An 11,714-nucleotide genomic window follows, 5' to 3' on the forward strand; every position below is an offset into this window, starting at 1 on the left:
AGATGAAAGTTTTGCATCTGGGCTTCGAGGATCCCCGCATGCCCGGGGCAGGGGGAGGGTCTGTGAGGACCCACGAAATCAATCGCCGCCTGGCGGCACAGGGCTTCCGCATCACTGTCCTGACCACCCGGTATCCCGGCTGGCAGGAGCGTGTGGAGGACGGCGTGCATTATGTCCCCATCGGCATCGGATCGGGAAAGAACCGTTTGACCAGGTTGGTTGCCTATGTTGTCCGGCTGCCGTTGGAGGTACGGAAACGCCGTTCGGCTGCCGAGCTGGTGGTGGAGGATTTCTTTGCGCCCTTTTCCACCATGGCCGCACCCCTCTGGACCAAACGCCCCACCATCGGCGTTGTCCAATGGCTTCACGCGAGGGACAAGGCGCGGCAGTACAAGCTACCTCTGCACTGGATAGAGCGGCTGGGCGTCCGGAAATACCGCAGGCTCATCTCCGTGTCCCAGGGCATCGCAGCCCGGCTCAAACAACTGAACCCGGACGTGCAGGTGGATGTGATCGGAAACGGCGTGGACCCAGGTATATGGAACACTCAGCCGCACCTGGGAGAAGACGTCCTCTTTCTGGGGCGCTTGGAGTACGGGCACAAGGGCCTGGACCTCCTTCTGGAAGCCTGGGCTATCGCCTGCGAGCAGGTGGAGGGTAACTTGCTGATTGCCGGTACGGGCCCGGACGAAGAACGGTTGCGCACGTCCATTCAGCAAGCGGGCCTCTCCGATCGCGTGCGGATGCTCGGATGGCTGTCCGGCGACAAGAAGTTTCAAGCTCTCAGCCACGCCCGTTTGTTGGTTGTTCCGTCCCGGCACGAGACCTTCGGACTGGTGGCCATCGATGCCCTTGCGGCAGGCACTCCGGTGATCGCCTTTGATATTCCCTGCCTCAAGGAGATCGTCCCGCCCGGCACGGGGTGGATCGTGGAAGCGTTCGATGTTAAGGCTTTGGGAGAAGAGATTGCCCGCCGCTATTCACAGGCAGGGTTGGCGCACGTGGCTGAGCAGGGACGAAAATTTGCCGCCGGTTACAACTGGGATGCGCTCGCCGGGATGCAGGCGCGGACCTACCACAGCGCGCTTGCCGACCTCAATGAACTTCCAACCCGGCAGCAGCCTGTCCGCCACGTTGAAAGGTCCTGAATGCCGTTTCCGTCACGAGTTGAACGTTCCATGGCGGGCGACGCGCCGTGGCTGTTTTTGTCACCCCACCTTGATGATGCTGTGTTGTCCTGCGGTGCGCTGATTGAAGCACAGGCCCAAGGACGCGAGATCATCGTGGCCACGATCTTCACCGAGGCAACACCAGCACCGCTTACGCGCGCAGCACGGTCCTTCATGCGCCAATGCACCGTTCCGGACGCCGGGGAACTGTTCCAGGCGAGACAGTCCGAGGACCGCGCCGTCTTGGAGGACATGGGAGTGCAATCCATACATTTGGGGGAGGTGGACGCATTGTTCCGACGCCGACGCAAGCCATTAGCGATGGGGAGCGGCGCATGGGACCGGCTGCTCCCGGAGCTGACACACCGGTACCCCACCTACAGGTTTGATATCGCGCACGGAAGGGTCGCCAAAGGGGATCGGACACTCATCCGCCAGCTCTGCACCGACGTCGCAGTTCTCATGGCGCAAACCCAAGCCGAACTGCTGTTTTGCCCGGCAGGTGTGGGGAAGCACGTGGACCACCTCATCACCCGCGCGGTAGGCAAAGGACACCCTGAGAACGTGGTGATGTACTCTGACTTTCCCTACGATCTGACGGCCGGCCCGGATGAAAGGTACTTGTCCGCTATGGGATTCGTTCCGTGGACCTGGGACGAGGGCCTTGACGCAAAACTTGGGCGTATCAGGCAATACCCCACACAGGTAGATGCACTGTTTCCCGGCGGAGTGATCCCACTGAAACCGGAAACATACTTTGTGCCCGGCCGTGGCGGGCCTAGGGCGCGGTCATTCTGAGCGGAGGGCACCAGCCAAGGACACCCGGTTCCGGCCGGAGGCCTTTGCCGCGTAGAGCGCCAGGTCAGCTTCACGCAGGAGTTGTTCGGTTCCTGCCCGGTGACCGGCGGTAAAGGCGGAGATTCCAGCGCTGATGGTCAGGACGCCGTCGGGATCGCCGGAATGTTCAATCCTCAAGTCCTGCACTGCGGACCGGACACGCTCCATGACAGTCCTTGCGCCGTCCACATGCTGATCGCGCAGGACAAGGAGAAATTCCTCGCCGCCAAACCTGTAGACGGCATCGGACTTTCGTACCGCGCCGGCCAGCGTCGACGCAATGGCAATCAGTGCGGCGTCGCCCGCCTGATGGCCGTAGATGTCGTTGTAGCTTTTGAAATTGTCCACATCCACCATGGCCAGGCAATAGTCGTGATCCTTGTTGCCCCCGCCGTGCAGCGTGCCGAGGTCTTCGGCCAGCTTCAGGCGGTTGTGCAGTTTGGTGAGGGGATCGGTCCGTGCCTGCTCTGTCAGCGCCGAACGGTACCGGGCAAGGTCCGCGTGCAAGGAGGTAATGCGGTGGGCCGCAAGGAGACGGATGTGAAGGCTGAACGGATCCAGTGGTTTGGTGACGTAGTCGTCAGCTCCGGCTTCCATTCCGGCCAGAACGTCTTTCCGTGAACCGTGGGAGGTCACCAGGATCACGTAGGTGTAGCTGTCGGCCTCGGCCGCACGGATGGCGCGGCAAAGATCCAGCCCGTTGAGGCCGGGCATCATGAGGTCTGTCACCACAGCTTCGGGGCTGTGTTCCTTGTAGAGTTCCCAGGCCGAGTCGCCGTCCACGGCCACGATGCACTCATGGCCGGACTGTTCCACGGCGGCTTTGGTGATCATCCTGGAGATCTGGTCGTCGTCAGCGATGAGGATTTTCATGACGTTTCCCGCAGTGGTGCTTCCCGCACGTGTGCCCCCGTTAGTGTTCGTTCCAGTGCTTCGTCCACGCGCGTGAGTTCGGCGCGCAATTGGTCCAGTATTGGCAATCCGCTGGCTCCAAGGTCTGGTCCCGCAACGTGGCCCAGCCGTTCCAGTTCCTTGCACAGGCCGGCGGCACCGGCTGCTCCTATATTGGCGGACGCACCGGCAAGCTTGTGCGCTGCGGCCTCCACCCTTGCGGCGTGCCCGGTGTCCAGCGCCCATCGCAGGGTGTCCAAAGCTCCTTGGGAATCCTGCCGGAAAGCCTTCACGGCTTCAGGCAACAAACCCAAACCGTCGGCGGGCCCGAGTTCCCGGAGGATCTCCAGTCGCGCCAGGTCAAGGACAACAGAGCCCGACGCCGGTGCTTCCGCCGGCTGCTGCGCGGCCTCCACCACGGCGTCCGGCGCCGCAACAGCGTCCACCACGGCGTCCGGCGCCGCAACAGCGTCCACCACGGCGTCCGGCGCCGCAACAGCCTCCACCACGGCGTCCGGCGCCGCAACAGCGTCCAGCCCGCCAGCCGCCGTCGACTCTTGCTCTTGTTGCGGTACCCAGCGCGAGAGGACCTCAGAGAGCTTGGCCAGATCCACGGGCTTGCTGATGTAGTCATCCATGCCAGCAGCGAAGCAGCGCTCGCGGTCCTCGTCCAGGGCGCCGGCCGTCATGGCGATGATGGGGATTCTGGCAGCGTGGCCGTTGCGGGCACGGATTGCCCGGGTCGCGTCGAAGCCGTCCATGACCGGCATGTGGCAGTCCATGAGGACCGCTGCGTACTTGCCGGACAGGGCCGCGGACACGGCTTGCTCGCCGTCGTCCACAATATGTACTTCGTAGCCGAGGCGGTTGGCCATTCCGCGCGCCACCAACTGGTTTACTTCGTTGTCTTCGGCCACCAACAGCGTCCCGAGGCGGGGCCTGGGATCCGAAGTTTCAACAACGGCAAGCACCGGCGGTGAAGCCGCACCGGCGCTCTTGGTGGCCAGCACGCGCAGGAGGCGGTTGTAGAGCTCAGAGCTGCGGACGGGTTTGGTGAGGTATTCGCGGATTCCGGCTGAGGTGAGGTCGCTTCTTTCCACCTGCATGGTGGAGGTTAACAGGATGATTCCCGGGCCGCCGGAGCCGTTGGCGTCGTTCTTGATGTTGCGGGCAAGTTGGAGCCCATCGGTGTCGGGCATGCACATGTCCACCACCGTGATGTCGTACGGGTGGCTTGTTAGGGCAGCGGCACGGTATTCGTCCAGGGCGGACGCAGCGTCGGCAACGGAGACTGGAAGCATGCCCCAACTGGCCAGTTGTGTTTCCAGCACCAGACGGTTGGTGGCGTTGTCATCCACCACCAACACCCGGCGGCCGGCCAGCGTGGCAGGTAGGTTTTCCGTGTCGGAGGAGGCCGGGCCAAGGGGCAGTTCAAGGTCGAACCAGAACCGGCTGCCCACTCCGGGCTCACTGTCCAGTCCGATCTTGCCGCCCATGACTTCGGTGAGGCGCCGGGAGATTGCCAAGCCGAGTCCGGTTCCTCCGTAGCGGCGGGTGGTGGAAGCGTCTGCCTGGGCGAAGGATTCGAAGAGCCTCTGATGATTCTCGGCGCTGATGCCAATGCCGGTGTCCCTGACCTCGAAGCGCAGTGATGCGTTGTTCGCGTCTTGGGCGAGGACTGAGACCTGGACTTCCACTTCGCCGGTGGGGGTGAACTTGACGGCATTGGATGACAGGTTCAGCAGAATCTGCCTGATGCGGCCGGCGTCGCCCATCATACGTGCCGGCACGTCCGGGTGGCAGTAGGAAATGAGCTCCAGGTTTTTCCCCTGTGCAGCTTCCACCACCAGTCCCGCTACTTCCTCCACCAGCGCCCGTGGGTCGAAGACGTTGATGTCCAGGTCCACTTTCCCGGCTTCCAGCTTGGAGAAGTCAAGGATGTCGTTGATCAGGGTCAGCAGGACCTCGCCGGCGCCTTTGACTCCTTGGGCGTACTGCCTTTGCCCTTCGCTGAGGGGCGTGTCCATCATGAGCGAGGTCAGGCCGATCACCGCGTTCAGTGGGGTCCGGATTTCGTGGCTCATGGTGGCCAGGAACTCGGACTTGAGGCGGCTGGACTCCAACGCTGCCTCGCGGGCTGTCAGGAGTTCTTTCTCGGCAGCTTTGCGTTCGGTGATGTCGCGGGAGATGGTGGCCACGCCGCGGATGCCGGATTCACCCCGCACCGGGGACAACGTCACGGACACCGGAATGACTTCGCCGTCGCGGCGTCGCCTCTGGCTTTCGTAGTTCTGCACCTCACCGCTTTGTGCGGTGCTTTCCAAGGCGAGGCGTTCGTTCTCCATCAGTTCCTGCGGAACGAAGAAGTCTCCCTTCCGTCCTATTGCTTCAGAAGCTGGGTAGCCGAAGATCCTCTCGGCACCGGGGTTCCAACTGGTGATCACGCCGTCGGGGGTTTCGCCGATGATGGCGTCGCCGGAGGAATTCACGATCGCCCCCAGACCCTCCAGCTCGGCGGTGCGTTGAGCCACTTTCGATTCGAGGTCACGGGTCAGCGTCACATTTTCGACGACGATCAGCACCTGCCGCACCATCACAAAGACAATCACCACCAGCCCGGTGAGCAGCAGGACGCGGTCCTCCCCGATGGGACGGCTGCGCGAGAAGAACACGGCACTGAACACGGGCAGGTAGGGAAGCAGCTCAAGGGCTGCGGCGTAAACCCGCCCGTCTTTTTGCGTGGTGCCGGCTTCCGGAAGCAAGGGGCTCAGGGCCACCAACAGGAAGGCCAGTACCCACCCCAACGCCAAAGGGGATCCCGTGACACCGGATACGCCTTGGAGCGTGAAACTCATATACGCCATATCCGTGATGGCGAGGACCCAGAAGCCAATTCCCAGGCTCAGCCAGGGAAGCCTGCGGCCCCGGGCTGCGCGCATGGTCAGGACGATCACCACGGAGACCATGAAGACGTCTGCGATGGGATAAGCCATCTGTGTGGCCTGGGCAAAAGCGTCCTGGCCGGTGGCCCCGGCCAAGGGTCCCAGCACGGAGCTCCACGCAATGAAGAACGTAGAGCTTGCCACTACTCCTGCGTCCAGGATGGTGCGACGCAGCGGGATGCGGCGCCCTTGGCCTTTTAGCAGCAGCACTAATCCGATGGAGGTGGGCAGCGCGTACCAAACAAAGCCGACATCCGCGAAGGACGGGAAAGGGTACTGGTGGTTCAGGGTGATGCCGTTGATGGTCCAGACTGTTTGACCGGCGCTCCAGATGGCCAGGCCGGCCACGATGAACCAGCGACCCGGATTGTTGTCCGGGTTTCTCCGGCCAGCAAGAGCAGCGAGGGTATGGGTTGAGAGCGCGGTGAGTGCAGCCAGAAGGATTGCCAGGTCGCCGGCGAGTTGCGCCGTCGTGGTTCCTGATCCGCTTGCCAGACCGAAAGCCAGCAAAACCAAACAGACCCCAACAGGCACCAGGAAGAACGGCCAACCATGCCGCAAAGCCGGGCGCGTAGCAAGAACCCCGTGCTTCACTCCTGCCACTGAACCCCCGCCTTCAAAAGTGGCCCCACCAAAAGCGAACAAACGCGTTTATCCAGCGCTGAGGAGAGCATACGCCGAAAAGCCCGGTTGAGGGATGGATCACACTCATAGTCCATGCGTGTTGGGCCACCAGGGCGGCAGCCCGTTCACTCCTATAGTTGGTGTAGTTCACTGCCGCAAACCCCAGACGGCGCCGGAAGCCTCAGGAAAGGCCAGAAGTGCTTGTACGGCAGTACGCCACGTGGTGGCTAAAGACCCTTTTCATCGCCTACCTGGTTGCGCTCGCATTTGTTGTCTTCCTGCCCGCACGCGAAGCCAGCACGGTCACAGGTTTTGTGGGGGTCATTGCCGGCTGGCTTTCGGTTCTCGGCATTCCACAGGAGGCGGCGGGCATCGGAGTGGAATTCATGGCGAACATCGTCATGTTTGTCCCTTTCGGGGTGTTTGTCCGGCTGCTGAAACCAACGCTGTGGAAGTGGTGGCCGCTTGCCCTTCTCGCTGCTGCATCGTCCGGGACCATCGAAGTCGTTCAATTGCTGATACCTGGGCGGGTGACTGCTTGGTCGGACATCGTTGCCAACACCTTGGGGGCCTTGGCGGGCCTGGTGGTAGCCAAGAAGCTCGCGTCCACTATCCGGTAGAAGTGGGCTGGACAGCCTAGCCCTTCCTACTACAGCAGCTGTTGCCCTGCGTCCCGGGTATCGTAACGTCGGCTCAAAATGAGTGAAAGAAGAGCGATGAGCAACGAAGGTACCGTTTCCAAGCCGCATGCCCGTCGCGCTGTGGTTAAGGGTGTGGCATGGTCCATGCCCGTCATTGCTGCCGCCGTTGCGGCCCCCGCTGCGGTAGCCTCCGTGAACACCCTGGGCCTTGCCTTCACAGCTTCCTCCACATCGCTGCTCAGCCTCCGGCTACTGGACGGAACCAGTGCACTCACGGCCCAGTCATTGGTCACCGTCCCCACCATCCTTACCCTCACCAACGGCCCCGGAGCGGTCACGGACAACGCTCTGGTGACAGTGTCGATTTCCCGCCCTACCGGCATCAACATCCCGGTTGGCCGGGCTCGCGGATTCGGTGTGTACTCCTTCAACGGGACAGCCACCATCGCCGGCCAGCGCACTACGACGTACCAGTCCGCGCCGGTCATCGGACAGTACGGCTTTCCCTCCACCACGTGGAGCAACAGCGTCCCCATTACGGTGGCGAGCAACGGCACACTGAATCTGCCGATTGTTTTCGGATTGGCAGGCACCAGCACCGGCGTATCCGTCAGTTTGCTGGCCTTATTCCCGGTCACCGTGACCGTGGTCATTGGGGGTCGCACCCTGATCGCAACCAGTAGCATCTCCGTTCCGATCGGTGCGGGCATCCTCTAGACCTTCAACGCTGATCCTTTCCGCAAACATGACTCCCAAGACGGTGAAAGCCCGTACGCTGCTCCGCTCGCCATGGATTCACGTCCTGCTCGCACTGATGGCAGTGTCCTTGGTTCAGGGATTCCTTGTGAAGGTCTACTCGGTGCCGTCGGGCTCCATGGAACAGACACTCAACGTCGGTGACCGGGTGCTGGTCAACCGCACCGCTTACACCGGCTCGGAACCCAAACGCGGCGACGTCGTTGTTTTCAGGAAACCGGCGGGATGGGGGCCAGCGCCCCAACGCGGCACCCTGCGCACAGGAGTTGGCTGGTTTGGTGAGGTGACCGGAATCGGCCCCGCCAACACCGAATACCTGGCCAAGCGGGTGGTCGGTTTGCCCGGCGATGCTGTGGAATGCTGTGACGTCGGCGGACACGTCACAGTCAATGGTGGGGCCGTTGCGGAACCCTACGTTTTCGAGGATCTCGCGTTCATTACCGGCAGCACGGACTGTTCGACGACGGTGAGGTCGCCGCGCTGCTTCGGGCCCATCCTTCTTGGCGAGGATCAGTACCTGCTCTTGGGCGACCACCGCTCCCGGTCCGAGGATTCCGTTACCGCCTGCCGGGCCGCGGGGTCAACGGGTAGCTGCGTCAAGACTGCCGGCCGCGCAGACATTATTGGCCGTGTGGACGGATTCCTGTTCCCGTTCACCAAGTGGGGAAGCGCCCACACCATCACACAGCCCCTCACCAGCGCCCAGCGATGAGGGCCCGATTTGCTCACTGTCCTTTATCAAGGGCATGCGCCACGATGTACGTGCCCAATTGGTCCTTGGAGAGTGCGGTGGCGATGTCCGCGATCGCCGTGGTGTCAGCCAGGACAATCGACTGCCCGTCCGCTGAGGTTCCCGTGCCAAGGGTGGGAAGGGTAAACATCACTATGTCCTGGGCCCGGACATCCTTCATGGACAGGGAGAGACTGCCGATCGCAGCAGCATCAAAGTTCTTATCCACGCTCACGAACGGGGACACCGCCGCGACCATGTTGCTGATGGTCACCGGATTGGTCAGTGTTTCGCGGGCAATGATTTTGCCCATCACGGACTTGAGGTATCCCTGTTGGTTTCGCACACGTTGGTAGTCGCCGTCACTGAACGCCAGTCGCTCACGGACGAAGGCGAGGGCTTCATCTCCATCAAAGGTCTGCTTGCCAGCCTTATAGGCCTGTCCGGCCATGGGTCCTGAGCTTGGCGCAAACGGAATCTTCACGTCCACCTCCACGCCGCCAAGAGCATCGGTGAGGCCCTTGAAGCCCTCGAAATCGATCATGGCTACGTGGTCGATGCGTTGATCAAAAAGCGTCTCCACAGTTTGAACCATCAGGGGGACACCACCGTAGGCGAGGGCGGCGTTGATCTTTGATTCGCCTTTTCCGGGAATATCAATCCACAGATCCCGCATCAGAGATATTGCATAGGCTTTTTTTCGGTCGGCGGGAAGGTGTACCAACATCAGAGTGTCGGCGCGCTGGTTAGTTGCGGCATTGGTTTCAACGTCCACGTCAGAACCGCGTGTATCACTGCCCATCACAAGAATGTTCATTGCCGTGTTGCCATCGGCTTTCTGCGGCCGGGTGGACTCTTCAGGAAAGGCATTCTCAATCCTGGTAGAGCCTGAGTTGAAAGTTTGTATCAGCGTGAATACATAGGCCCCGGCAATAAGCCCAACAACAAGCACTGCCGCCGCGAATCCTAAAAGCACATTCCTGGCGGTCTTCCTACTCTTTGGACTGTGTGAACGTCGTCCCGCGGAGCGGTTTCGGGCAGGGGTGGGGAGCGTCATGTGTTCCTTGGTGTTGGCAGCAGCAGCGAGGGCTTGGCCCAACGTACTGCGGCGGAGCGCTGACGAGCCGATTGCTGATCCGTTTGATCCATGCCCGGGAATCAACGATTACTGCCTGCTGGACGACGTTCCAGGCCGGGTGGAGCAAGTAGTCCATTTCCGGAAACTGCGTAATGCCCAAGTAACCGTTCCGGCCCTTGGGAGGAAAGTCGAGTAGTTCCTACTCGTGCACCGGGAACAGCCCATTCCTACTATTGAAATTCGTAGGGTTATTGCACTTCCGTTCCTCCGGCTCAGCGGTGGACTGCACCCCCGCCCTTTGTGGGTGGTGCTCCTCCCAATACGTAGCTGCGCTTTCTCATTTGGGCCAAGATCAGCCTGCATTGCGCGGTCCAGAGCCATGGATTCCGGGGTTTCCCATGAATATGAATGACTTAGATCTTCAAACTTCCCTCACAACCAAGAGCGGTGGCGATGTTCGGCAGCCGCAGTCCACAAAATCCAAGCTGTTGATTGCCGGCGCAGTGCTCGCGATATTAGCTCTGATTCCCTTGCTTTTCGGCGTGGTGAACTGGGCGACGCAACCGGCAGGTGATGTTGACCAAACTGTTTCGCAGGACCAAGTCCCGTTCTCCAAAGGCGACGGGGCCCAACCGCCTGCAGCCCTGCCTGTCCAGGACGTGGAAGCAGAAGCTGCGCCGCCCGCAGCTGCAGTGCCCGCAGCGGTTCCTGCACCCGCAGCCCCGGCGCCGGAACCCGCAGCGCCGGCTCCGGATGCTGTGGAGGCACCGATAGTGGCGGCCGTCCCTGCAGCGCCGGCTGGTGACCCCAACCTCTACACGGTTGCTTCGGGGGACACGGTTGGTTCCATAGCTTCCCGCTACGGTGTGGATGTTACTGCCATGTTGGCTGCCAACGGACTCAGCGCCTATTCGGTGATCGTGCCGGGACAGGTCTTGAAGCTCACCGGACCGCCTGTGGCGGTAGTCGCACCAGCACCAGCACCAGCACCAGCACCAGCACCGGCTCCAGCCGCTCAGGCTGCACCTGTCCAGGCACCAGCCGCGGCCGCTCCCGCTGCTGCCGCCCCAGCTCCGGCACCCGCTCCCGCTCCGGCGCCTGCCGTCAGGACCATCTACGTAGCAGGAGCCGGCGGGCAATCCATGGTGGATGCTTGCATCGGGCCGATTCACTACACGCCAACCAACGCCTACGCCACGTTCATAACGGAGCATGATTTCTGTGGAGGATGGGGCCGGTTCTCCGGCATCAGCGTGGGGGAAACCGTCTCCATTCCGGGTTACGGAACCTTCACGGCCACCGGCAGGGGCCAGGTACCCAATCCGGGAAGCACCAATGATGTGGCAGCAGTCTTCGGCGGATTTCCCGCAGTGGTCCTGCAGACCTGCATCCCGGGCACCAGTCAGATGCTGGTGATTGCGCTCAACTAATCAGGAAATACTAGGCCGGCGCCGTCAGGCGCGCGAACCGGAGGATGCCCAGGATGGCCGGGGCCAGCTCATCCTCCATCTGGTGGTAGACCTCTTCCGATCGTCGGTAGGGGTCTACCACGTCGTTGTCTGCAGGATCGGAGGGCAACGCGAGGTGGCGGACTGAGGCCGCGCGGCTGGGAAGTGCGCGCCAAAAGTCCGTGATGTCTTCGGCCGGGGGAGTATCGCCACGGTTCTCCAGCACAGCCAGCATGCGGGCAAATTCGCGGACGGTGAAGGTGCGCTTCAACAGGGACGCATCCAGCTGAAGGACCTCGCCGCGGTGCTTGGATGTCATGGCCAGCACCAGGTCGGTTTCTTTGAGGATCCGGGGGGTCAGTTGCCTGGCTGCGAAGTCGTCCGGGCTGCCGCGGAATGTGCTGATGATTTGGGCTGAGAGCGGCTGGATGGGTTCTCCCACCATGGCCCGCGTTCCGGCACTGCGAACCTCAAAGGAGCCGGGGCTTACCTGGTTGAGCCCCGTTTGCAGCAACCGTTCGGCCACGGGGGAGCGGCAGATGTTCCCTGTGCAGACGGTGAGAATCCTGAACGGCTGGGGCGATTCCACGTAAGGCTC

At 62.0% G+C, this 11,714-nt stretch carries 10 protein-coding genes; 6 read left to right on the top strand and 4 right to left on the bottom strand.

Annotated features, from left to right (window positions below):
- Positions 1 to 2 precede the first annotated feature (2 nt).
- Positions 3 to 1,148 carry a glycosyltransferase family 4 protein gene (locus EU811_RS09045; protein WP_238703354.1) on the top strand — a complete coding sequence of 382 codons (1,146 nt, stop codon included), beginning with the start codon at positions 3 to 5 and terminating at the stop codon, positions 1,146 to 1,148.
- Positions 1,149 to 1,967, top strand: a complete 819-nt coding sequence (locus EU811_RS09050) for a PIG-L deacetylase family protein (protein ID WP_238703355.1) — start codon at positions 1,149 to 1,151, stop codon at positions 1,965 to 1,967.
- Here the strand turns inward: EU811_RS09050 and EU811_RS09055 are convergent.
- Entirely contained in the window at positions 1,959 to 2,879 is a 921-nt protein-coding gene (locus tag EU811_RS09055; RefSeq protein WP_142938147.1) for a GGDEF domain-containing response regulator, read from the bottom strand. The genes EU811_RS09050 and EU811_RS09055 overlap by 9 nt on opposite strands.
- Positions 2,876 to 6,442 (bottom strand): hybrid sensor histidine kinase/response regulator, encoded by a 3,567-nt coding sequence (locus tag EU811_RS09060; RefSeq protein ID WP_142938148.1) that lies wholly within the window; start codon positions 6,440 to 6,442, stop codon positions 2,876 to 2,878. Before EU811_RS09060 ends, EU811_RS09055 begins: the two co-directional genes overlap by 4 nt.
- A gap of 218 nt (positions 6,443 to 6,660) precedes the next feature.
- On the opposite strand from EU811_RS09060, the gene EU811_RS09065 reads away from it, so the two are divergent.
- The 3 genes from EU811_RS09065 to lepB all read left to right on the top strand — a co-directional run bounded on the left by EU811_RS09065 (position 6,661) and on the right by lepB (position 8,572).
- Entirely contained in the window at positions 6,661 to 7,083 is a 423-nt protein-coding gene (locus tag EU811_RS09065) for a VanZ family protein (protein WP_142938149.1), read from the top strand.
- Between the two features lie 96 nt (positions 7,084 to 7,179).
- On the top strand, positions 7,180 to 7,821 hold the full coding sequence (locus EU811_RS09070) for a hypothetical protein (RefSeq protein WP_238703356.1): 642 nt from the start codon (positions 7,180 to 7,182) through the stop codon (positions 7,819 to 7,821).
- Positions 7,822 to 7,849: 28 nt separating this feature from the next.
- Positions 7,850 to 8,572 carry a signal peptidase I gene (lepB, locus tag EU811_RS09075; protein ID WP_142938151.1) on the top strand — a complete coding sequence of 241 codons (723 nt, stop codon included), beginning with the start codon at positions 7,850 to 7,852 and terminating at the stop codon, positions 8,570 to 8,572.
- A 13-nt stretch (positions 8,573 to 8,585) separates the two neighbouring features.
- Here lepB and EU811_RS09080 read toward each other — a convergent pair whose 3' ends face one another.
- Positions 8,586 to 9,566, bottom strand: coding sequence for an LCP family protein (locus EU811_RS09080; protein WP_342211715.1), 981 nt, complete (start codon positions 9,564 to 9,566; stop codon positions 8,586 to 8,588).
- A gap of 500 nt (positions 9,567 to 10,066) precedes the next feature.
- Between EU811_RS09080 and EU811_RS09085 the strand changes: the two genes are divergently transcribed.
- Positions 10,067 to 11,098 carry a LysM peptidoglycan-binding domain-containing protein gene (locus EU811_RS09085; RefSeq protein WP_142938153.1) on the top strand — a complete coding sequence of 344 codons (1,032 nt, stop codon included), beginning with the start codon at positions 10,067 to 10,069 and terminating at the stop codon, positions 11,096 to 11,098.
- A gap of 10 nt (positions 11,099 to 11,108) precedes the next feature.
- On the opposite strand, the gene EU811_RS09090 is transcribed toward EU811_RS09085, so the two are convergent.
- Positions 11,109 to 11,705 (bottom strand): arsenate reductase/protein-tyrosine-phosphatase family protein, encoded by a 597-nt coding sequence (locus tag EU811_RS09090; protein WP_142938154.1) that lies wholly within the window; start codon positions 11,703 to 11,705, stop codon positions 11,109 to 11,111.
- Between the last annotated feature and the right edge of the window lie 9 nt (positions 11,706 to 11,714).

The sequence above is a fragment of the Arthrobacter sp. TS-15 genome (assembly GCF_006964045.1).
In the GTDB taxonomy this organism is placed as follows: domain Bacteria; phylum Actinomycetota; class Actinomycetes; order Actinomycetales; family Micrococcaceae; genus Arthrobacter.

Excerpts from the sequence above, each read along its gene's own strand:
- EU811_RS09045 (WP_238703354.1), top strand. The coding sequence starts at position 3 with ATGAAAGTTTTGCATCTGGGCTTCGAGGATCCCCGCATGCCCGGGGCA.
- EU811_RS09050 (WP_238703355.1), top strand. The coding sequence starts at position 1,149 with ATGCCGTTTCCGTCACGAGTTGAACGTTCCATGGCGGGCGACGCGCCG.
- EU811_RS09055 (WP_142938147.1), bottom strand. The coding sequence starts at position 2,879 with ATGAAAATCCTCATCGCTGACGACGACCAGATCTCCAGGATGATCACC.
- EU811_RS09070 (WP_238703356.1), top strand. The coding sequence starts at position 7,180 with ATGAGCAACGAAGGTACCGTTTCCAAGCCGCATGCCCGTCGCGCTGTG.
- lepB (WP_142938151.1), top strand. The coding sequence starts at position 7,850 with ATGACTCCCAAGACGGTGAAAGCCCGTACGCTGCTCCGCTCGCCATGG.
- EU811_RS09085 (WP_142938153.1), top strand. The coding sequence starts at position 10,067 with ATGAATATGAATGACTTAGATCTTCAAACTTCCCTCACAACCAAGAGC.